This window comes from Amycolatopsis endophytica (assembly GCF_013410405.1).
Classification (GTDB): domain Bacteria; phylum Actinomycetota; class Actinomycetes; order Mycobacteriales; family Pseudonocardiaceae; genus Amycolatopsis_E; species Amycolatopsis_E endophytica.
The window spans coordinates 1,543,860-1,565,594 of the sequence record NZ_JACCFK010000001.1; the positions used below are offsets into that span (position 1 = coordinate 1,543,860).

20 protein-coding genes are annotated in these 21,735 nt (G+C 70.0%); 8 read left to right on the forward strand and 12 right to left on the reverse strand.

The annotated features are described in order from the left end of the window. The first annotated feature begins 82 nt into the window (after positions 1-82). Positions 83-1,060 (forward strand): NAD(P)H-quinone oxidoreductase, encoded by a 978-nt coding sequence (locus tag HNR02_RS07710; protein WP_179772487.1) that lies wholly within the window; start codon positions 83-85, stop codon positions 1,058-1,060. Here HNR02_RS07710 and HNR02_RS07715 read toward each other — a convergent pair. After that, on the reverse strand, positions 1,057-2,256 hold the full coding sequence (locus HNR02_RS07715; protein ID WP_179772488.1) for a cysteine desulfurase-like protein: 1,200 nt from the start codon (positions 2,254-2,256) through the stop codon (positions 1,057-1,059). The genes HNR02_RS07710 and HNR02_RS07715 overlap by 4 nt on opposite strands. A 117-nt stretch (positions 2,257-2,373) precedes the next feature. On the opposite strand from HNR02_RS07715, the gene HNR02_RS07720 reads away from it, so the two are divergent. Beyond that, on the forward strand, positions 2,374-2,928 hold the full coding sequence (locus tag HNR02_RS07720) for a bacterial proteasome activator family protein (RefSeq protein ID WP_179772489.1): 555 nt from the start codon (positions 2,374-2,376) through the stop codon (positions 2,926-2,928). Between the two features lie 68 nt (positions 2,929-2,996). On the opposite strand, the gene HNR02_RS07725 is transcribed toward HNR02_RS07720, so the two are convergent. Genes HNR02_RS07725 through HNR02_RS07745 form a run of 5 tightly spaced genes read right to left on the reverse strand, consistent with a single transcriptional unit; the run spans position 2,997 to position 7,788 of the window. Beyond that, entirely contained in the window at positions 2,997-4,595 is a 1,599-nt protein-coding gene (locus HNR02_RS07725) for a hypothetical protein (RefSeq protein WP_179772490.1), read from the reverse strand. Then, complete coding sequence (locus HNR02_RS07730; RefSeq protein ID WP_179772491.1) at positions 4,596-5,021, reverse strand: hypothetical protein; 426 nt, start codon at positions 5,019-5,021, stop codon at positions 4,596-4,598. Further along, positions 5,018-5,695, reverse strand: a complete 678-nt coding sequence (locus HNR02_RS07735) for a hypothetical protein (RefSeq protein WP_312860938.1) — start codon at positions 5,693-5,695, stop codon at positions 5,018-5,020. Before HNR02_RS07735 ends, HNR02_RS07730 begins: the two co-directional genes overlap by 4 nt. A 36-nt stretch (positions 5,696-5,731) precedes the next feature. After that, a complete protein-coding gene (locus HNR02_RS07740) occupies positions 5,732-6,598 on the reverse strand; it encodes an N-acetylneuraminate synthase family protein (RefSeq protein ID WP_312860939.1) in 867 nt (288 codons plus the stop codon). Next, positions 6,595-7,788, reverse strand: a complete 1,194-nt coding sequence (locus HNR02_RS07745) for an acylneuraminate cytidylyltransferase (RefSeq protein WP_179772492.1) — start codon at positions 7,786-7,788, stop codon at positions 6,595-6,597. Before HNR02_RS07745 ends, HNR02_RS07740 begins: the two co-directional genes overlap by 4 nt. Before the next feature lie 153 nt (positions 7,789-7,941). Between HNR02_RS07745 and wzm the strand changes: the two genes are divergently transcribed. From wzm to HNR02_RS07765, 4 genes are all read left to right on the forward strand, one after another. Continuing rightward, on the forward strand, positions 7,942-8,910 hold the full coding sequence (gene wzm / locus HNR02_RS07750; RefSeq protein ID WP_179772493.1) for a galactan export ABC transporter permease subunit Wzm/RfbD: 969 nt from the start codon (positions 7,942-7,944) through the stop codon (positions 8,908-8,910). A gap of 9 nt (positions 8,911-8,919) precedes the next feature. After that, positions 8,920-9,729: a galactan export ABC transporter ATP-binding subunit Wzt/RfbE gene (gene wzt / locus HNR02_RS07755; protein ID WP_179772494.1), complete on the forward strand. Its 810-nt coding sequence runs from the start codon at positions 8,920-8,922 to the stop codon at positions 9,727-9,729. A 1-nt stretch (position 9,730) separates the two neighbouring features. Beyond that, positions 9,731-10,642 (forward strand): galactofuranosyltransferase GlfT1, encoded by a 912-nt coding sequence (glfT1, locus tag HNR02_RS07760; protein ID WP_246338519.1) that lies wholly within the window; start codon positions 9,731-9,733, stop codon positions 10,640-10,642. Between the two features lie 62 nt (positions 10,643-10,704). Further along, positions 10,705-10,947: a hypothetical protein gene (locus HNR02_RS07765; RefSeq protein ID WP_179772495.1), complete on the forward strand. Its 243-nt coding sequence runs from the start codon at positions 10,705-10,707 to the stop codon at positions 10,945-10,947. A 63-nt stretch (positions 10,948-11,010) separates the two neighbouring features. Here HNR02_RS07765 and HNR02_RS07770 read toward each other — a convergent pair whose 3' ends face one another. Together HNR02_RS07770 and HNR02_RS07775 are read right to left on the reverse strand one after the other, a co-directional pair. Beyond that, the gene (locus HNR02_RS07770) at positions 11,011-12,951 is read right to left on the reverse strand and encodes a glycosyltransferase (RefSeq protein WP_179772496.1); all 1,941 of its coding nucleotides are present in this window, start codon (positions 12,949-12,951) and stop codon (positions 11,011-11,013) included. A 67-nt stretch (positions 12,952-13,018) separates the two neighbouring features. After that, positions 13,019-13,498 carry a GtrA family protein gene (locus HNR02_RS07775; protein WP_179772497.1) on the reverse strand — a complete coding sequence of 160 codons (480 nt, stop codon included), beginning with the start codon at positions 13,496-13,498 and terminating at the stop codon, positions 13,019-13,021. A gap of 78 nt (positions 13,499-13,576) precedes the next feature. Between HNR02_RS07775 and dprE1 the strand changes: the two genes are divergently transcribed. Both dprE1 and dprE2 read left to right on the forward strand, forming a co-directional pair. Beyond that, positions 13,577-14,968, forward strand: a complete 1,392-nt coding sequence (gene dprE1 / locus HNR02_RS07780) for a decaprenylphosphoryl-beta-D-ribose oxidase (RefSeq protein ID WP_179772498.1) — start codon at positions 13,577-13,579, stop codon at positions 14,966-14,968. Continuing rightward, positions 14,965-15,723 carry a decaprenylphospho-beta-D-erythro-pentofuranosid-2-ulose 2-reductase gene (gene dprE2 / locus HNR02_RS07785; protein ID WP_179772499.1) on the forward strand — a complete coding sequence of 253 codons (759 nt, stop codon included), beginning with the start codon at positions 14,965-14,967 and terminating at the stop codon, positions 15,721-15,723. Before dprE1 ends, dprE2 begins: the two co-directional genes overlap by 4 nt. 52 nt (positions 15,724-15,775) lie before the next feature. Here dprE2 and HNR02_RS07790 read toward each other — a convergent pair whose 3' ends face one another. From HNR02_RS07790 to HNR02_RS07805, 4 genes are all read right to left on the reverse strand, one after another. Then, positions 15,776-17,893: a DUF8728 domain-containing protein gene (locus tag HNR02_RS07790; protein WP_179772500.1), complete on the reverse strand. Its 2,118-nt coding sequence runs from the start codon at positions 17,891-17,893 to the stop codon at positions 15,776-15,778. Between the two features lie 36 nt (positions 17,894-17,929). After that, positions 17,930-18,709: a hypothetical protein gene (locus HNR02_RS07795; RefSeq protein WP_179772501.1), complete on the reverse strand. Its 780-nt coding sequence runs from the start codon at positions 18,707-18,709 to the stop codon at positions 17,930-17,932. Between the two features lie 72 nt (positions 18,710-18,781). Then, a complete protein-coding gene (locus HNR02_RS07800) occupies positions 18,782-20,731 on the reverse strand; it encodes an arabinofuranosyltransferase (RefSeq protein WP_179772502.1) in 1,950 nt (649 codons plus the stop codon). Further along, the gene (locus HNR02_RS07805) at positions 20,728-21,735 is read right to left on the reverse strand and encodes a decaprenyl-phosphate phosphoribosyltransferase (RefSeq protein WP_179772503.1); all 1,008 of its coding nucleotides are present in this window, start codon (positions 21,733-21,735) and stop codon (positions 20,728-20,730) included. Before HNR02_RS07805 ends, HNR02_RS07800 begins: the two co-directional genes overlap by 4 nt.

Here is a 21,735-nt window from a genome sequence, read left to right on the forward strand (position 1 = left end):
AGTGGCATGAGCAGTCAGCTGTCCCGGATCGCCCCCGAGGTCAAGCGTGCGTTCGCATCACCCCGGCAATAGGGTCGGGACCATGCATGCGATCAAGCTCCGTGAACCCGGCGGCCCGGACAACCTGGAATGGGCGGAGGTCCCCGACCCGCGGCCCGGCCCCGGGGAAGTCCTCCTCGACGTCGCCGCGAGCGCGGTCAACCGGGCGGATCTGCTGCAGCGCCAGGGCAACTACCCGCCACCACCCGGAGCGAGCGACATCCTCGGCCTCGAATGCTCGGGCACGGTCGCCGAACTCGGCGAGGGCGTCGAGGGCTGGCAGGTCGGCGACGAAGTCTGCGCGCTCCTGGCCGGCGGTGGCTACGCCGAGCGCGTCGTCGTGCCCGCGGGCCAGCTGCTTCCCGTCCCCGGCGAGATCGACCTGATCACCTCCGCCGGACTGCCCGAGGTCGCCTGCACCGTCTGGTCGAACATCGTCATGCACGCGAACCTGGCCGAAGGTGAAGTGCTGCTCGTGCACGGCGGCGCCGGCGGCATCGGCACCCACGCGATCCAGGTCGGCAAGGCTCTGGGCGCGACGGTCGCGGTGACCGCCGGATCCGCCGAACGGCTCGACCGCTGCCGCCAGCTCGGCGCGGACATCACGATCAACTACAAGGAGCAGGACTTCGTCGAGGTCCTTCGGGACGAAACCGGCGGCGCCGACGTCATCCTCGACAACATGGGCGCGAAATACCTGGACCGCAACGTCACCGCGTTGAAGACCGGCGGCCGGGTGACGATCATCGGCATGCAGGGCGGCGTCAAGGGTGAGCTGAACATCGGCAAGCTGATGGGCAAGCGCGCCAGCGTCGCGGGCACCACCCTGCGCGCCCGCCCGGTGGACGACAAGGCCCGCATCGTCGCCGATGTACGCGCGCGTCTGTGGCCGCTCGTCGCGGAGGGCACCGTCCGGCCGATCATCGGGCAGGTCGTGCCGATGGCGGAGGCCGCCGACGCGCACCGCGCGCTCGAAGAGGGCGGCGTGTTCGGCAAGGTGCTGCTCGCCGCCCGCGGCTAACGCAGCTCTTCCAGCACCCGCACCAGCTGGTTGACCTCGAAGACGTTGGAGTAGTGGGCGAGCGCGATCCGCACCGCGCCGCCCACCTCTCCGACGCCGAGCGCGGCGAACACGCCGAACGTGCCCAGATCGGCGAACGCACACAGCCCCTGCGAGGCCAGGTACTCCGCGATCTCGGGTGCCTTCTTGCCCATGACGGTGAACGCGAGCGCCGGGACGCGGCGCATCGCGTCGCCGATGACCATGACGTGCGGCAGCGCACGCAACTCCGTGCTGAGCTGCGCCAGCAGGCCCGCGTGGTAGGACTTCGCCGACCCCAGCGACGTCACCAGCCGCTCGCGGCGGGACCCGGTGGCGGCGTCATCGAGCCCCGCGAGGAAGTCGATCGACGCGACGAGCCCGGCGAGCAGCGGGTACGCGTGCGGCCCCAGCTCCAGGCGCGCCGGGCCACGCGCGTTCGGGTCGAGCGAGGTGGACGGCAGCCGTTCCAGCAGGTCGGGGTCGCGGAACACCAGCGCGCCCACCGCCGGGCCGCCCCACGCCTGCGCGGACACCACGAGCACGTCGGCGCCGAGCGCGTTCAGGTCGAGCGAGAGGAACGGGGCCGCGGCGGTGGCGTCGACCACGACGAGCGCCCCGACACGCTTGGCGAACTCGGCGACCGTCGGCACGTCCGGGCGGGTCCCGACGGACCCGGACGCCGCGGTCACGGCGACCGCCTTCGTGCGGGCGTTGACGAGGTTCTCGTACTGCCAGGCGGGCAGCTCGCAGGTCTCGATATCGATCTCGGCCCAGCGCGTGACCGCGCCGACACGCTTCGCGGCGTGCTGCCACGGCGCGATGTTGGGTTGTTCGTCGAGGCGCGAAACCACCACTTCGTCGCCCAGCGTCCAGCGCTCCGACATCGAGTCGACAAGTCGACGCAGCAGGACGGCCGCGCTCGGGCCGAGCACGACACCGGCCGGATCGGCACCGACCAGATCGGCCACCGCACGCCGGGCCGCGGTGACGATGCTCTCCGCGCGCTGGGACGCCGGGAACGCGCCACCCGGGCCGGAAACCGGGGCACGCATCGCCGTCGACACGGCCGAGGCCACCTGTTCGGGTACCAGCATGCCGGTCGGGCCGTCGAAGTGGATCCAGCCGTCACCCAGCGCGGGGAACAACCCACGAATTCGAGCGACGTCGAACGCCATGGACAACACCGTACGGAGGGGTAGTTTCGCGGTGCGTCCGGGGTTGGGCTGTCGCCGACCACGAGCGTCCCCGACCGCTAGGCTGGGACCGGTCACCGAGCCAGCCAGGATGGAGCAATGACGGAGCCGAAGTTTTCCGAGTCGCCCTCGCCCGACGAGCAGCCGCACCGCGTGGTCGTGGTGGGCCCCGACGGCTCCCCCGTGGGCACGGCCCGGATCCCGAGTGAGGACGACGAACACCAGGAGTCGGTCGGTGACCTCGTCGAAGAGCCGGCGAAGGTCATGCGGATCGGCACGATGATCAAGCAGCTGCTGGAGGAGGTGCGGGCCGCACCGCTCGACGACGCCAGCCGCGACCGGGTCCGTGAGATCCACCAGACCTCGATCAAGGAGCTGGAGCAGGCGCTGGCGCCGGAGCTGCAGGACGAGCTCGAACGCCTGGTGCGGCCCTTCACCGACGGCACCACCCCGTCCGACGCCGAGCTGCGGATCGCGCAGGCCCAGCTGGTCGGCTGGCTGGAGGGGCTGTTCCACGGCATCCAGACGGCGCTGTTCGCGCAGCAGATGGCGGCGCGGGTGCAGCTGGAGCAGATGCGCCGCGGGCTGCCCGCCGGGCGTGGTGGCCAGGAAGGCCCGCAGCCGGGAATCAGCGGGACCGGCCAGTACCTGTAGGCGGCTGAGCGGCGCCGGTGCGCGCCGGAACGTAGGACTCGCGCGCCGGAAGGTGGGACTCGCGCTGGTCAGGGGCGGGTGGGGCAGGCCAGGATGTCGTCCGTGGTGATCGCCCGGGTGCAGTCGAAGCGAGCGGTGACCGTCGGGGGCAGGGCGGCGTCGAACCAGGATGGTTGCAGCACCAGGTACCGCACGGACGGATCGGACAGACAGGCCAGGTTCTCCCGGTAACCGGCCGTGTCGCGCAGGTCGCTCCGCAGGTACGCCGGTGACGGGTAGGCGCACGGCGTCGGGTTGCCGAGGAAGTACGCGATGTCGCCGAAGGCCAGGTAGACGACCGGGGTGTCCGCGCCGATCCGGTCCCGCACCATGGCCAGTTCGTCGGTGAACTTGTGCTCGATCGCGACGCGGCCGGCGTTCGTGTACTCGGCGTCGACCCCGTCGAACGAGTACGGCGAGGTCGGCAGGATCGGCACCGCCAGCGCGAGCAGCCCGACCAGCACCGGCACCGACAGCAGCTGCCGCCCGTCGCGGCCCGGCTCGACGGCGCAGGCGAGGCCCGCCAACACGATCAGACCGCCCAGCGTCCCGTACGCGAGCGTGCCGTGCTGTGACCGCCAGTCGAACGACGCCCCGAGGAACACCCGCGCGGCGAAGAGGATCACGACGGTCGCGGTGACCAGCGCCCACGGCGGACGCCCGTGGGTCAGCGTCCAGCGCGCCACCGCCAGCGCCCACAGGCCCGCGGCCAGCGGGACCAGCGCGGCCGCGTGGTACTGGAACCACTCGCCCTGGACGAACGCCGCGCCCAGCACCACCGCGACGGCCAGCACCACCAGCACGAGCCACGCCACCCGCCGTCGCGACACCCGCAGCAGCACGACCAGACTCGCCGGCAGCAGCGCGACCATCGGCACGAGCATCGCCTCGTTCGCCGCGAACTCGACCAGCTGACCGAGGTCCCGCGTGACACCGTCGTTCAGCGCGGACCCGTCGAGCAGCCACCGCCACTCGCGCGGCGCGAGCAGGCTCAGCCCGAACAGCGCTCCCCCGGACACCACCGCCGTGGCGGCCGCGACCAGCGCGCGGCGCCGGTCGAGCACCGCGACGACGCCCACCGCGATCAACGCCGTCGGCAGCGTCGTGTACCCGACCAGCACGGACACCGCCAGCAGGAGCCCGCCGAGCAGCACCGTGGACGGCGTCAGCGCGGCTCCGATCGCCGCCACCGCGAGGACCGCCGCGACCCACTCGGGCTGCAGGAAGTCCCCGTTCGGCGCCAGCGCGAACGCCAGCCCCACGGCCGCGGCGACCGCCGAAGCCTCACCGGACGGCAACGAGCGCCGCAACCCGGCCCGCAGCCACCAGGCCGCGCCCGCCACGAACGCCAGCGCGACCAGCCGGACCAGGCCCTCCCCGACGCCGACCGAACCGACGTCGACCACGCCGAGACCGTCCAGCAGCCAGCGGTAGGCCAGCGGCCGGTGCACGAACACGTCGGTCGAACCGCCGGCCGCCCACATCCCGCCGAGGACGTACCGGATGTCGTGGCCGAGCCCGATCCACGCCGCGGTCAGGGCCACCGGGAGTGCCGCGACCCCGGCCCACACCCAGCCACGGATGGGCCTGCGGCGAAGCTCGGTGGCAGCGGGTGCGACGGTCGTCATCTACTCCCCCGTTCGGCCGGCGCGGACGGACAGCGCCTCTTCCAGCCGCGCGAGACGTTCCTCGTACCGGGCCACCGCGGACAACCGCGCCCGGACGCGCGCGTGCTCGGCGCGGACCTCCTCGACGGCCGACTTCGGCTCACCGTCGTCGACGTCCGGGCGCTCCAGCCCGGCCAGGCGGCTGTCCAGCCCGGCCACGTGCGCGGCCAGGCGGCGCAGTTCGTCGTCGTGCCACTGGTGGTGTCCGTGCAGCTCGTCGCACCGGCCTGCCAGCGCGCGCAGTTCGCCGCGCACGCCCTCCAGCTCGGCGTGCAGGTGGTCGAACCGCGGTCCGAACCGCTCGTCGGTGACCTGCTCGACCCGCCACCGCAGCCGCTTCCACACCGGGAACCCGGCGGCCTTGGCCAGTTTCTTCGCGGCGTTCACGCCACCACCTCGATTCGGCCGGCGTCCCGCCAGGAACGCAGCAACGCGGACTCGGCGCGCAACCGGTGGTCACCGGTCACCTGCACGTCTTCACCCCAGGCGTGCCGGAACGAGGTCTGCTCCGGCTCGTCGACGATGGAAAACCCGGTCACCCGCACCGCGGCCTCCGGGAAGAGCGTCCGGCACAGGTGGACGGTCAGCGTCCCGGTGGTCGCCCAGGTCGCCGACCCTTCGTCGAGGCCGAGCGCCCGGCTCAGCGGCACGACGAACGGCCGGTTCGGGATCGGCACGAACCCCAGGTCGGCGGGCCACCAGTCGGGGATGTTCGCCGGTTCCCAGTGCATCCGCCCCGGCTCGGCGAGCAGGTACAGGCGCGAGGTGTGGTCGGCGAAGGTGTGCGGGCTGGCGACCACGCCCCGGTGCAGCACCACGACGTCGGTCTTGCGGCCGTAGGCCGGTTCGGTCCCGTCGAGCGCGAAGGTCGTCATCCGCACGACCAGATCGCTGTCGTCGATGAGGGCGGCCCGCTCGGCCGAGGACGGCATCGGCGCGTTCCCGACCACGGTCAGGGTCTCCACGCGCCCGCCACGGCCGTAGGCGGCGAGCAGATCACGCAACGTGTCCTGCTCCTCCAGCGCCCCGGCCGCCTCGGGGACGGTCTCGGCGAGGTACACCGCAATCACCCTTCGTCGTCGAGGCGACGACTGTAGCTAGGTCCGCCGCAGGCGGCGACGGGGGGCCTGCTCACCTGGAAAAACGCGCTTCACACCGTCACCGAGCGCGGTCTCCACGGTGCGGATGTCGCGCACCAGCCTGCGCAGCCCATCCGGCTCCAGCGAGGCGGCCTGGTCCGAGCCCCACATGGTGCGGTCCAGCGTCACGTGCCGCTCCACCATGCACGCGCCCAGCGCGACGGCGGCGACGGAGACCTGCAGACCACGCTCGTGCCCGGAGTAGCCGACCGGCACGCCGAACCGCTCGGCCAGCGTGTGGATCGTGCGCAGGTTCGCCTCCTCCGGCGGGCACGGGTACGTCGAGGTGGCGTGCAGCAGCACCAGCCGCTCGGTGCCCAGGACCTCGACCGCGGCGTCGATCTCGTCCATCGTCGACATGCCGGTGGACAGGATCACCGGGCGCCCGGTGTCGCGCAGCGCGGCCAGCAGCTCGCGGTCGGTGACCGAGGCGGAGGCGACCTTGTGGCACACGACGTCGAACTTCTCCAGGAAGTCCACGCTCGGCACGTCCCACGGCGAGGCGAACCAGGCGAGGCCCAGCTCCGTGCAGTACCGGTCGATCTCCTGGTACTCGTCGAGGCCGAACTCGACGCGGTACCGGTAGTCCAGGTAGGTCATCTCGCCCCACGGCGTCTCGCGCCGCGTGTCGCGCATCTCCGGTGGCGTCGCGATCTCCGGGGTCCGCTTCTGGAACTTCACCGCGTCCGCACCGACCTGTGCCGCGATGTCGATCAGCCGCTTGGCGATGCCGACGTCGCCGTTGTGGTTGATCCCGATCTCGGCGACGGTGTAGACGGGCAGGCCGGGGCCGACCTCGCGGGTACCGATCCGCACGGCACTCACCGGGTGTTCCTCCGTTCGACGGCGTCCAGGACGAGGTCGGTCAGCTCGCGGACCGCCCCCGCGCCACCCTGCCGGTCCAGCACGAGGCGCGCAGCGCGGCGGACCTCCGGCAGCGCGTCGGCCACCGCGACCGGCCAGCCCACCAGTGCCATGCACTCCAGGTCGCGCAGGTCGTTGCCGACGTAGGCGACCCGCGCCGCGTCGAGGCCCTGCTCGGCCAGCCAGTTCTTGAGCACGGCCGCCTTGTCGCCGACGCCGTGCAGCACCTCGGCACCGAGTTTGCGGGCACGCGCGGCGACCACCGGGTTCTGCTCGACGGACAGGATCATCAGCGGGATCCCGGCCGCCTTGAGCCGGGCCGCGCCGGCCCCGTCGGACCGGCTGACCACGACGCCCTCGGTGCCGTCCTGCAGGACGATCGCGGTGTCGTCGGTGTGCACGCCGTCGAAGTCGGTGACGACCGCGTCCACGTCGATACCGGTGTGCGGCGGCGGGTCGATGACCGCGGCCAGCGCGCGGGCGATCGCCAGGTCCTCGGGGGTGTCGATCTCCACGGCGTGCTCGGCGGGGGTCTCCACCAGGCCGATCCGGCCGAAGAACCGGTGGTTCGCCCTGCGGAAACCGGGCACGCGCATGCCGTAGACGGCGCCGGTCTCGCGGAACTCCGGCTCCCGCTCCTGCCGCAGCGGCCGGAACGACGCGTCGTGGTTGACGGCCAGCGCGCCGCCCGCGGTGTCCCGGCGCCACAGGAACTCGTGCACCCGGACCGCGGTGAACGCGCAGTCCCAGCCGCCGTCCACGATCAGCGAGACCACGTTGTCCACGGTCTCGGGGGCGATGAACGGCGAGGTGCACTGCACCATCAGCACCACGTCGGGCTCACCCTCCGGGGTGCCGCGCATCTCGTCGAGGATGTGGCGGAGGACGGCCTCCGAACTCACCGAGTCACCCGACAGCTCGCCCGGGCGGGGCAGCACCGCGGCGCCGCTCGCCTTCGCGACCGCACCGATGTCGTCACTGTCCGTGCTGACGACCACCTGGTCGACGCGCGCCGCGGCCAGTAGCGAACGGATCGCACGGGCGATCAGCGGAGCGTCGCCGACCTTGGCGAGGTTCTTGCCCGGTACGCCCTTGGAGCCGCCCCGTGCCGGGACAACCGCCAGTACGCGGGTCTTCGGGTTCTCGGACATCCCCGTGAGGGTACGGGACCGGGAACCACACCCCCCCGTTCCCCGGCGGGGATGACTCACCGTGCCACACCGTGATTTCACAGTGTCATCAGGGAAATCGGACGTCCCCGCCCTGCCAGGAGTGCGTGTGTCCCGCTCGCTACGCTAGGTCCCGTGCAAGCCACCAGCACGGTCGACCAGACCAGCGACGATCTCGCCCGCGCGGCGGAGCTGCCGCCGTTGTCGGACAGCCGCACCTTCGGGCGCGCCGTCGGCGACATCAGGGAAGCCCTCGGGCAGCGCGAACTGTGGAGCCACCTCGGCTGGCAGGACATCAAACAGCGCTACCGCCGGTCGGTGATCGGGCCGTTCTGGATCACCATCAGCCAGGGCGTCATCGCGCTCGGCCTCGGCCTGCTCTACTCCCAGTTGTTCAACATGAACATCGGGACCTTCCTGCCCTACATCAGCGCCGGTTTCATCGTCTGGGCCTTCATCCAGGGCTGCCTTGCCGAGGGCATGGAGACGTTCATCTCCAACGAGGGCCTGATCAAGCAGATCCAGGCACCCCTGACCGTCTACGCGCTGCGCACGGTGTGGCGGCAGACGCTGATGTTCGCGCACAACCTGATCGTCATCGTGGTCGTGGTCGGAATCTTCTTCGGCAACCTGGACCACACCTACTCGCTGACCGCCGAGGGCGGCGTCTGCCCGCCGCCGCCGACGGACATGATCTGCCACCCCGGTCTCGGCTGGTACACGCTCAGCGCGATCCCCGCGTTCGTCCTGCTGGCGATCAACGGTGTCTGGGTGACGCTGCTGCTGGGCATCATCTCGACCCGCTACCGCGACATCCCGCAGGTGATCAACTCGCTGATCCAGCTGCTGTTCTACCTGACGCCGATCGTGTGGCCGATCGACCAGCTCAAGGGCGGCGGAGCACGGGACGGCGTCAGCTGGGCGGAACCGATCATCCACCTCAACCCCATCTACCACTTCGTCCAGATCCTGCGTGCGCCGCTGATCGGGCAGGCCGTCAGCATCTGGAGCTGGGTCGCCGTGGGTGGCATCACGATCGTGGGCTGGCTGCTCGCGCTCGTGGCCATGCGCAACTACCGGTCCCGAGTCTCCTACTGGGTGTGAGAACAGACCATGGTCAGCATTGACGTCAAGAACGCCTACGTCGACTTCCCGATCTTCGACGCCAAGACGCGTTCGCTGAAGAAGAAGGTCCTCGGCAAGGTCGGGGGCAAGATCGGCACCGAATCGAAGGTGCCGATCATCGAAGCGCTGCAGGACATCAGCCTGTCGCTGCGCGAGGGTGACCGCGTCGGGCTGGTCGGCCACAACGGCGCGGGCAAGTCGACGCTGCTGCGCCTGTTGTCCGGCATCTACGAGCCGACGCGCGGCCTCGCCAGGGTCGAGGGCAAGGTCGCGCCGGTGTTCGACCTCGGCGTCGGCATGGACCCGGAGATCTCCGGCTTCGAGAACATCATGATCCGCGGCCTGTTCCTCGGCATGACGCGCAAGCAGATGGAGAAGCGGGTCGACGACATCGCGGAGTTCACCGAGCTCGGCGACTACCTGGCGATGCCGCTGCGCACGTACTCGACCGGTATGCGCGTGCGGCTCGCGCTGGGTGTCGTGACGACGATCGACCCGGAGATCCTGATCCTGGACGAGGGCATCGGCGCGGTCGACGCGGCGTTCCTCAACAAGGCCCGTGACCGGCTGGTGGATCTGGTGAACCGCTCCGGCATGTTGGTCTTCGCCTCGCACGCCGACGACCTACTCTTGGAGCTCTGCACCACGGCCATCTGGATGGACGAGGGGCGGATGAAGATGCGGGGCGGCCTGCGCGAGGTGCTCACCGCCTACAAGGGCAGGGACCCGTTCGAGAACATCAGCACGGAGATCGCGGAGCGGCTGGAAACCGCGCCGGCGGTACAGGGCGGGGAGTGACATGAGCGGTCCGGAGCAGCCTCCGATGCGACCGGGCGGCGTGGCGGCGGTGGTCGTCACGCGGCACCGCCGTGAGCTGCTCGCGGACTCGGTGAAGATCATCGCTGCGCAGACCAGGCCGGTCGACCACCTGGTGGTCGTCGACAACGGCCCGGACCAGTCCGCGCGGGACGTCGTGGAGTCCTTCCCCGGCCAGTACACCTACCTGCCCTCGCACCACAACCTCGGCGGTGCGGGCGGGTTCGCGCTGGGGATCCTGCACGCGCTGGCGCTGGGCGCCGACTGGGTGTGGCTGGCCGACGACGACGGCCGTCCCGCGGACGAGTCGGTGCTGTCGGTGCTCCTGGAGGAGGCCGAAAAGCGCGGTCTGGCCGAGGTCTCCCCGATGGTCACGAACATCAACGCGCCCGAGAAGCTGGCGTTCCCGCTGCGCCGCGGGCTCACCTGGAAGCGGTCGTCGGCCGAACTCGGTGCCGACTTCCTGCCGGGAATCGCGTCACTGTTCAACGGTGCGCTGTTCCGCGCGTCCACTTTGGATGTCGTCGGCGTGCCCGATCTGCGCCTGTTCGTGCGCGGCGACGAGGTCGAGGTGCACCGGCGGCTGGTCCGGTCCGGGCTGCCGTTCGGCACCTCGCTGCGGGTGTCCTACCTGCACCCCGACGGGTCCGACGAGTTCAAGCCCATGCTCGGCGGGCGGTTCCACGCGCAGGACCCGGAGAACGAGGTCAAGCGCTACTACACCTACCGCAACCGCGGCTACCTGCTCTCCCAGCCGGGCATGCGGAAGATCGGCGCGCTGGAGATCCTGCGGTTCGGGCTGTACTTCGTGGGCGTCAAACGCGACCCGGCGGCGTTCGCGCAGTGGCTCAAGCTGGTGCGGCAGGGGCGGCGGGAGCGCTTCTTCCGGTACTGATGGGGTTGTGCTGAGCGCGAACTCGGTTGCCGCGCAAGATCGGCGGCTGGTGTGCTGGGTCCATGGCTGATGAGAAACCCGCGCTCGTGCTCCACCTCGCCACCGGCGGCGAACCGCTGCTGTTCGCACTGCCACCCGAGGACGTCGACGAGCTGACGAAGGACCTGCACCTGCACCTCGAACGCGGCTCCGTGCGGACCGTGCAGACCAAGGACGGCGCGCGGGTCACCGTGAACTTCGCGCACGTGGCCGTCGCCTACGTCGACGACCTGCAACGCAAGAACAAGGTCTTCGGCCTGCACTGAGCCGTCATGGAAAAAAAATCGGCCCTGCCGCGCAGGGCGGCAGGGCCGGTCGACGAGAGCCGGTCAGAGCCGGTAGAGGCGCTTCCAGTTCTCGCGGCTGGTGAGCTGCGGCATGGCGCGCTTGTACTGCGCCTGGACGGCGTGGCCCTCCTTGCGGAGGCGGTTCAGGGTCTTCACCGCGCGCTTGCCCAGCTCGAACATGCGCTCGCGGTCGTACTTGCGCACCCGCACGCCCTCCTGGGACGCGTCGGTGACCACGGCGGTGTCGAACAACGCCACGTGCCACCAGTGGGCCTCGTCGTTGGGCACGGCGCCCAGCGCGAAGCGGGAGCGGCCACGGAGCCGGTCGACGACACGCTTGACCAGGATCAGCCGCTGCAGGGCGGGGCGCGGCGCGGAGTTGATGATGCCGATGTCGTTCGACGCGATGCCGGGGACCTCGGTGGCGTCGTGCCGCTTCGTCTCCGGGTACTGGGCCCGGATCGCGCGGATCTCCTGCATCGCGGCGACCCCGCCGTCGGTGAGGATCTCCGGACCCTCCAGGAAGTCCTCGACCGCCTTGATCAGCGTGTGCGTCAGCCCGTACTGCATGCCGAGCAGGTAACGCACGACCTGCGCCATCAGCGTCCGGCACACCACGGTCAGGTTGAAGTCACTGTGCAGCGCCGCGGTGATGATCGAGTTGCGCAGGTTGAAGTAGCGGTGCCACTCGTCCCAGTCCTTCCAGTGGAAGTCCGCGTGCCACACGCCCGCGCCGGGCAGCGTGACCGTCGGGAAGCCGTGCGCCCGCGCCCGGTAGCTGTACTCGGCGTCATCCCACTGGAAGAAGTACGGCATCGGGTAGCCGACCGCCTTGACCACCTCGTACGGGATCAGGCACGACCACCAGCCGTTGTACCCGGCGTCGAGCCGCTTCTCCTGCCGGTTCGGCTTGCCGGTCTCCTCGTCGACGCCGAGCAGGTCCGCCGTGTTCAGGCTGTGCTCGACCGGCACACCCGGCTCCAGGGTGTTGAGCCGCGCGTACTCGGCGCCCACGTGCAGCTGGTGCGGGTGCAGCAGGTTGAGCATCTGGCCGCCGACGATCACCGGGTTGGCGGCGAGGTTCGAGAACGCCGTCATGCGGACCACGAGGTCCGGTTCGAGCAGCACGTCGTCGTCCATGAACAGGACGTTCGCGTGCTCGGTCTCGGTGTGCCCGGCCACCTCGTACAGGCCGCGGGTGAAACCGCCCGCACCGCCGAGGTTGGGCTGGGTGATGTAGTGCAGCTTGTCGCCGAGGTCGGCCGAGACCCGCGCGAACCCGTCCCGCGAGTCGACCCGGTCGGTGCCCTGGTCGGCGACGTAGATGGCGTCCAGGGTGTCCAGCGACGGGAGGTCACCGGCCAGCGCCTGCAGGTTCTTCAGGCAGTCGTCGGCGCGGTTCATCGTGCAGATGGTGACCGCGGTCGGACGGATCTTCGCCGGGGGCTCGACGGTCCAGCGCACCCGCTCGACGGTCAGCCGCTGCCCGGCCTGGGTCTCCAGGTCCAGCCACAGCGCGCCGCCGTCGTAGAACTTGTCGATCTTCACGTCGAACGCCACGGCCACGCCGTCAGTGCCTTCGACCTCGCGCGCCTCGATCGTGCGCGGCTCGCCCTCGATGTCGGACGCGCGGACCGCGAGCTGACCGGCGCCGCTCACGACCGCCTCGACGCGGACCTGGCGCACCTTGGTCCAGCGCTGCCAGTAGCTGGCCGGGAACCGTCCGAAGTAGGTGTTGCCGGAGACGCGGGCCGAGGGCTCCAGCGTGACGCCGTCCCGGCCGCGGTTGACCACGCCTTCGAGCACCTCGGAGTAGAGGTCCTTGGAGACGACCGGCGACGGGCCGGCGTAGAGCCCGCGCTGGGCGGTCAGGCGGCCCTCGGGAACGTGTTCGGCGAACGTGGTCTGGTCCTGCATCGCCTGGGCTCCGTTGGTCTTCGCCTTCGCGGGTGCAGGCCGTCCCGCGGCAGTCTTGCCGGCCATCAGTTCTCAGTCCTCCAGGGGAATCCGACTCGCGTCCGCCAAGTTACACGGGTCACCCGTGAAGGAATCACGAGGCGGACTCGGGCGAAACACCGGTCACATCGTCTTCCTTGAAGACGACCCACTTGAGCATCACGAAGTTGATGGCCGTGGCGGTGCCCTGCGAGATCACCCACGCGACGGTCGGCTTGAACCGGAACTCGCCGAGTACGTGCAGCATCAGGGCATTCACGCCGATGGCGACGAGGAACGTGACGCCGTAAAGCAGCACGAAGCCGCCGATCTGCCCGGCGCCCTGCTTGCGGCCACCGGAGAACGTGAACTTCCGGTTAAGGAAAAAGGCGGTGGTGGTGCCGACGATGAAACTGATCGCACGGGCGACCGTGTCCCACGGAGCGTAATCGAGACCGATCGCCCGTAACACCGTGTAGGTACCGAGATCGAGTAGTGCGCAAAACCCTCCGATGACCGCGAATCGCACCAACTGGCCCAGCAGGCCAGGGCTTTTCGCGGTCACTGCCTGCTCATGCGGTTCCGTGGACACCACTGCACTACCTCACCAGCGTGCGATTTTCCCAGGACCGGAAAAGTGTAGAAGCGCCTCCGCGAAAGCCACTCCCCGGGGATGGCTACCCTGGTCCGGGTGAACACGACACCGCAAACCGAGCGGCGGACACTCACCGGGTGGGCCCGCACCGCCCCGACCGTCGCTGACGTGCTGACCACGCCCGACGTCGAGACGATCGCGCGTGCGGTGACGCGGGCCGGAGAGCGCGGCGTGATCGCCCGCGGGCTCGGCCGCTCCTACGGTGACCCGGCGCAGAACGCGGGTGGCCTCGTCATCGACATGACCGCCCTGAACACGATCCACTCGATCAACCCGGACACCGGCGAGATCGACCTGGACGCCGGGGTGAGCCTCGACCAGCTGATGAGGGCGGCGCTGCCGCACGGCCTGTGGGTTCCGGTGCTGCCCGGAACGCGCCAGGTGACCATCGGTGGCGCGATCGCCAACGACATCCACGGCAAGAACCACCACAGCGCGGGCAGCTTCGGCAACCACGTGCTGTCGATGGACCTGGTCACCGCCGACGGCAAGGTCCGCACGCTGACCCCGGACGGTCCCGAATCAGAGCTGTTCTGGGCCACGGTCGCGGGCGTCGGTCTCACCGGCATCATCGTGCGCGCCACGATCCGGATGAAGAAGACCGAAAGCGCCTACTTCTACGTGGACGCGGACCGGACGTCGAACCTGGACGAGACGCTGGAGCTGTTCACCAACGGCTCCGACCTCAACTACGACTACTCGATGTCGGTTCCGGACCTGATCAACTCCGACAGCCGCCTCGGCCGCGCCACGTTCTCCCGCGGCTCGCTGGCCAAGCTGGACCAGCTGCCGCCGAAGCTGCGGGCGGATCCGTTGAAGTTCGACGCGCCGCAGCTGCTGACGCTGCCCGACGTCTTCCCCAACGGGCTGGGCAACAAGCTGACGTTCGGGATGGTGAACAACCTCTGGCAGCGCACGGTGCCGAAGAAGGGCGCGCGCGGCAAGATCCAGAACCTGACGCAGTTCTACCACCCGCTGGACATGCTCAGCGAGTGGAACCGCGCCTACGGCTCCAAGGGTTTCCTGCAGTACCAGTTCTCCATCCCCTTCGGACGGGAGGACGCGCTCAAGGACCTGTGCCGCAAGATCGCGAACTCGGGGCACTACTCGTTCCTGAACGTGTTCAAGCGGATGGGTGAGAGCAACCCGGCCCCGCTGTCCTGGCCGACGCCGGGCTGGATGCTGAGCGTGGACTTCCCCATCAAGGACGGCCTGGGCCGCTTCTGCACCGAGATGGACGACGACGTGCTGGCCGCCGGCGGGCGGCTCTACACGGCGAAGGACTCGCGCACCACGCCGGAAACGTTCGCCAAGATGTACCCGCGGCTGGAGGAGTGGCGCAAGATCCGCCAGTCGGTCGACCCCGAGGGCGTGTTCGCGTCCGACATGAGCCGGAGGCTTGAACTGTGATCGACGCTGTTGGCAACCCCCAGTCGCTGCTGCTGCTCGGCGGCACGTCGGACATCGCGCTGGCGATCGCCCGGAAGTACCTGACCGACGCGCCCGAACTGCGCGTCGTGCTGGCCGCGCGGGCCTCGGAGCGCCGCAAGCTGGCCGCGGAGCAGCTGCGCTCCGCGGGCGCGATGGTGTCCGAAGTGGACTTCGACGCGAAGGACATGGAATCGCACCCCGCGATGCTGGACCAGGCGTTCGCCGGTGGCGACATCGACGTGGCCGTGGTGGCGTTCGGCCTGCTCGGCGATGCCGAGGAGGCGTGGCAGAACCACGGGATCGCGGTCGAGCTGGCGACGGTGAACTACACCGCGGCGGTGTCGGTCGGCGTGGCGCTGGCGGACAAGTTGAAGGTGCAGGGCCACGGTTCCGTGATCGCACTGTCCTCTGTGGCTGGTGAGCGGGTGCGCCGGTCGAACTTCATGTACGGCTCGACGAAGGCCGGCTTCGACGGGTTCTACCTCGGTCTTGGCGAGGCGCTGGCGCCGTCCGGCATCAAGGTGACGGTCGTGCGACCGGGCCAGGTCAAGACGAAGATGACCGAGGGCATGGGCAAGGCCCCGCTGGAGCAGACGGCCGAGCAGGTCGCCGAGATCGCCGTGGACGCGGCCCGCAAGGGCAAGGAACTGGTGTGGGCGCCCGCGCCGTTCCGCGCGGTGATGTCGGTGCTGCGCCACGTGCCGCGGCCGATCTTCCGCAAGCTGCCGATCTGATCCCCGGATCGACGCAACGCCCCCGGACTTCGCGTCCGGGGGCGTTTTCGCGTCACTGGCTCAGCCAGTAGCCGTACGAGGTGTAGTCCGGGTAGGGGTTCAACAGCGGGCGCGGCTGCTGGATCTCCAGCTGCACCGAGGAGTCCGTGATCAGCTCGCCGGGGATCGTGTAGCTGTAGGTCGACCACACGCCGTCGCGTTCGTCGCGGGTCCAGGAGCCAGCGTCGACGCCGTTGACCAGCACCCGCATGTCGAACACGGTGCCGTGCATCGCCGTGCGGGAGGTGATCGTCAGGGGTTTGCCGGGCTCCAGGTTGTGCGCCGTGAAACGCTCGCCACCCACGATCGGGCGTGAGCTGTCCACCACGTCACCCACCCGGGCCAGCGAGGTCCATGGCTGCGTGCCCACCTGTGACAGCACCGGCACGTACCCGTGCTCGCCCTCGCTGGCCAGGTCACCGACGTTCACGTAGTCCCGCAGCACCCCCGGCACCGCCTGCTCGTCGCCGCTCCCGGCCAGTGACCAGTCGGCCTCGTAGACGTTCAGCTCACGGAACGGCACGATCAACCGCCCTCCGAGATCGGGCTGGGCGTGCACGTCGAAGGTCAGCTCCGACGGCGTCCGGAGCACCCCGGCGTCCTTGAGCGGCTCCATCGACGGCCCCGGCCACGGGTCGTACACGGCGAAGTAGTCCGGCCGCTGCTCCGCGGGCAGGTGCTTGAGCGCCTCGTACAGCGAGCCCGTCCCGTTGTTCGCCGGCGCGGCGAACCCGTTCGTGGCCAGTCCGATCAGGTCCAGCACCCGGTGCTCGCCGAAGTAGGCGACCGCGCCGACGTCCTTCACCGCCACCGTCGCGTCCGGCGGCAGGTTGCCGCGCACCCACTGCGCCACCGACACGTCCGTGTCCCGGATCGCCGCCGTCGCCCGTCCGTACCGGACCGACCAGCCCGGCAGCTCCGCCAGCGTCACCACCAGCACCACCGCGAGCGCGCCGTGCAGTGAGACGCGCCGGGCCCGCGACTGGCGGGCGATCCGGCTCAGCCCGTACACGCCGATCACCACGAACAGTACGAACACCGGCATGAACGGCTGCACGTACCGCAGCTCGTGCACCAGCGCGGTGTTCAAAGTGGACACCGACAGCAGGATCAGCAGCAGCCCGGCGGCCAGTGCGAACAGCATCGGCCGCCAGGTGCGCCGCGTCAGGAACACGTAGGCCATCCCGGCCGCGAACACCAGCAGCGCACCGGGGAACGCGTAGTCCTGGATGCCGAAGCCGAAGAAGATGCCCAGGAACGACCGCGCGTTGGCCATCGTCCGGTCGACGAACTCGCTGAACCAGAACACCGGCCGGTCGTGCAGGAACGACTTCGACTGGATGCCGTTCGCCGACGCGGTCCCGGTGGCGATCTTGTAGAACACCAGCTGCGCGGCGCCGACCGCGACCGGCAGGAGCGTCCACAGTGCCCGCAGCACCGTGCTCCGCGCACCGGCTTCGCGCCGGTTCGCCCCCAACGTCCACAGTGCCGCGACCGCCAGCATCACGGCCAGGATCAGGCCCTCGGTCCGCACCAGCGCCAGCAGCGCGCCCAGGACGGGCATCCAGGTGAACCGCGGCTGCTCGTGCACGAACGCCAGCAGCGTCGCGACCACCAGCAGCATGACCAGGCCGACTTCCATGCCGCTGGCCGAACCCCACGCCAGCGGGCCGCTCACCGCGACCAGCACACCGGCCCACACCCCGACCGCCCTGGACACCAGTTTCGTGCCCAGCACCGTCACCAGCGCGGCCGTGACCGCGAAGCACAGGACGCCGAACCCCACGGCGAACGCCAGGAAGAACGTGCCGTGGAACCCGACCGCGTAGGCGGCACCGAGCACCAGCGCGTACAGCAGACTGCTCGCGCCCGCGCTGATGTCGTCGCCCGTGTTGAACTGGAAGAAGTGCCCCAGCCCGAGCTGGCGGCCGTACTGCAGGTGGATGTAGACGTCGTCGAGCGGCGCGATCAGCTTGCCGTCGTTCCAGCCCAGACCACTCAGGACGAACACCGCGCCGACGGCCGCCGCGAGGAGACCGGTGAGCCAGAACGCGGGATCACGGGGCAGGGCGGGACGGGACCGCCGCGGGGCGCGGTCGACCTCGTCCGGAGCGTGCAGAACCTCGGTCACTTCACGCACACGCCCCGGCCCGGTCTCCTCGTTGCCTCATCTGGCCAGGCTATCGCGCGACTCGCGCCATTGGTCGAACAGCAGGTCCCGGTGCATCTCGTGGTAGCGCGCCAGGTCGAAGACGTGCACGGTTTTCGCCCAGCGCAGTGCGTCGTCCACGCGGAACCCGTCGGCCTCCGCGCGCTCGAAATCCGTGCCCAGGTAGTAGATCCCGACCGAACCGTCGAGGGTGATCCCGGCCACCTCACAGGACGATCCGAGGTATTCGGCACGCGTGCTCACCTCGGCGACCCGTCCGCCCTCGGTTTCCAGCACACCGGACCGCGGCCGCCCGGTGACCACCGCCGCCTGCCCGTTCGGCCAGCCGCCGTGCAGCGGGAAACCCTCCACCGGGCGCGCGAACCGCGCCGCGCGCCACCGCGTGAAGAGCAGGTCGTTCTGCCGCTCGGCATACTCGCGGAGGTCACGCAGATCGACGTTCTTGTAGTACTCGTACGAGTTCTCCTGCACGAAACCGTTGACCGTGGCCCATTCGTGGTCCCACTCGGCTTCCAGGACACGGGCGGTGCCGTTGTCGAAAGCGGTGTCGACCATCACGCGGTGGTCCCGGTAGGACGCGTAGACCTGCACGGAGAAAACGCGTTCACACATCTCCACCGGAACCGCACCGGCGAGTTCGCCGCGGGGGTGCGGTGTCGGTCGCTGCCCGTCGGCCTGCGGGAAGTGCACGTAATTGTCGCCAGCCGCATAGGAAACCGCGTGCGAAACACCGTCGACGACGGCGATCGTGCCGGTGCGGTACAGGGGGTAGGTCACGCCGGTTCCCCCTCTGCGTTTACCCGGTTACGGACTGGTGTGTGCGCAGCAGTTTACGAGAAACTCACACATTCAGCTAATCGGTGCGGCGGTGGTGTCCACGATCACGACGAACGGTCCCACTTGGCGCTGGACGAACTCGGGCGCGGAGAACAGTTCCGGCGCGAAGGACACGTCGTCCACACGCAACGGAACGCCCCGCGGGAACGTGTCGGTCGCGATCGGCATCACCAGCGTGCCGTCGTCGGCGCGGCGCAGCACGAACACGTTGGGCGCCTGGTGCGGGTTCGACCGCAACCGCGCGAGCAGGTCGGCCGAATCCGTCGCGCTCGCCCAAGCCTTGATCTCGTCGTTGCGCTGCGCGTACCCGGCCAGCGGGTTGGCGTAGTGCGGCGTGGTCTGCTGGAAACCCCAGTACGGCTCGAACGACAACAGCCTGTCGTGCGCCGAGAGCACGATGTTGCCGGTCGCCGGTCGCCCGGTCAGCTCGCCGATCGCCGAGATCAGCTCGCCCGTCCAGTACCCGTCCTGCTCGGGGTCGTGCCCGTAGTTCGCGTTCCAGCCGTCCGGGTAGTAGTCGGATTCGGCGGTGTCCACCGTGTCCTTCATCGTGGTGCCGACGATCGTCTGGGACACCGACACCGCGCCCAGCACGGCGAGCACGAACGCGACCGTCCGCATCGGCCGGACGTGCTTGCCCAGCCAGCGCACGAGCTCGACCAGCGCGAACACGCCCGCCACGGCCAGTGCCACGTCGATGGTCACGATGAACCGGAACGACAGCAGCGTGGTGCGGACCAGGATCGCCAGACTGGACAACGCGAACCACAGGTAGACCAGCGCGGTCAGCACGAGCAGCACGAACGCGACCGGGTCGCGGCGTGCCCGCACCACCAGCCAGACCAGACCGGCCAGGCACAGCACGCCGAAGAAGCTCGCCGTCTGGAACGGCATCGGGAAGTAGGTGCTGATCTCGGGCAGGAAGTGCGCGGCGACGTTGGGCTTGCCCAGGCCGCCGGCCAGGATGAACGGTCCCCAGGTGATCAGCGAGATCAGCCCGGTGACCACGCCGATGCCGATCAGCCGCAGCAGTAGCCGCTTGATCACCGGGCCCGCGGGCTCACCGTCGCGGACGTCCAGCGCCAGCGCGACCAGTGCCAGCACCACGACAGCGAACACGCCGAACACCAGGTGCAGCGTGTAGGTGACGCCGGAGAACCCGAGGTAGACGCCGATCAGCACGAGCGGCCACGCCGGCACGCGGCCGCGACGGCGCAGCACGGACCAGGTCAGCACGAGGACCGGCGGCAGCCAGGCGGTGGTCGGCCACGCGTAGGGCTCCTCGGGCGCGAGCGCGACGAAACCGGCCAGCACGGTGGCCACCGACGCCAGCAGCGCCATCCGGCGCCGCACGACGAGGCTCCACAACACGAACGCGACCACACCGGACACCGCGGCCCAGGTGATCGAGTACGGCTTGTACGCCTCCCAGCCCTCCATGCCCAGCAGGTTCGCGAACCGGCCGCCGAGCCAGAACCAGCCGCCGGGGTAGTAGGCGGCCAGGCCGTGGTAGTTCACGTCGGCCAGGCCCGCGGTCCCGGTCAGCCGCTCCAGGTACTGCAGGCGGAACGTGTTGTCCACGCTGGAGCCGCCGAGGAAGAACCGGGTGCCCTGCAGCGGGATCGCCAGCAGCAGGGTGGACAGCGCGGTGAGCGCGGCCCAGCTGCCGCCCAGGCGCACCCACAGCGGCCAGCGGGCGGCGCCGCTGTACAGCAGCGAACCGAACAGCACGATCACGATCACCGCGACGGCCAGGTTGACCAGCGCGTCCGGCACGTACGTGCCCGTGTCGACGCCCAGCTTGTTCGCGCCGAACTGCAGCACGAGGCTGAACACCACCGCCGCGACGATGCCCAGCACCAGCTCGGCCACGGTGCGGCCGGGTCCGAGCCGGGTCAGCGGGTGGTGCGGTGCGGGTTCGGTGTCCGTGTCGCCGCCGGGCCGGGCCAAGGTGGTCGTCACAGGTAGAAGGTGACCCCGAGGGTGACCACCCACAGCACGCCCAGGACCTGCAGGATGCGGTCCTTGAGCACGATCTCGTCCGGCGCGCCCGCGGTGCCGCCGTCGACGTCGACCGCGTACCGCAGCACCGCGACGACGAACGGGACCATCGAGATGACCGGCCAGATCGACTGGTCGGAGCCCTCACGCAGCTCGAACGCCCACAGCGAGTACGACATGATCAGGATCGCCGCCGCCGTCGCCCACACGAAGCGCAGGTAGCTGGCCGAGTACTTCTTCAGCGACGACCGGATCTTCGCTCCGGTGCGCTCGAAGAGCATGATCTCGGCGTAGCGCTTGCCCGCGACCATGAACAGCGAACCGAACGCGGTGACCAGCAGGAACCACTGCGACAGGGCGATACCGGCGGCGACACCACCGGCGATCGAGCGCATCAGGAAGCCCGATCCGACGATCGCCAGGTCGATCACCGGCTGGTGCTTGAGGCCGAAGCAGTAGCCCAGCTGCACCGCCTCGTAGACGCCCAGCACGATCGCCAGTTGCGGGCTCGCCATGAACGACAGGGCCAGGCCGACGCCGAAGAACAGCACCGCGGCCGCGTAGGCGGCGGGCACCGGCACGATCCCGGCCGCGATCGGCCGGTTCCGCTTCGTCGGGTGCGCCTTGTCCGCCTCGACGTCGACGGCGTCGTTGATCAGGTACACCGACGACGCGACCAGGCTGAACGCCACGAACGCGATGACCGCGTCCAGGAGCACCGAACCGTTGGTGATCTGGGCCGCGGTGAACGGCGCCACGAAGACCAGGACGTTCTTCGCCCACTGCTTCGGGCGCGCCGTCTTCGCGACGCCGAGGACCATGCCCACCGGGCCGCGCTTGGCGGCGGGGGCCGGTTCGGCCGCCGGGGACTCGGTGGCCTCCGGCGCCGTCGTCTTCGCTTCGGCCGCCTCGCTGGTTTCGTCCACGATCTCGGCTTCCGCGGCGTTGTCAACTGATTTGGTCAC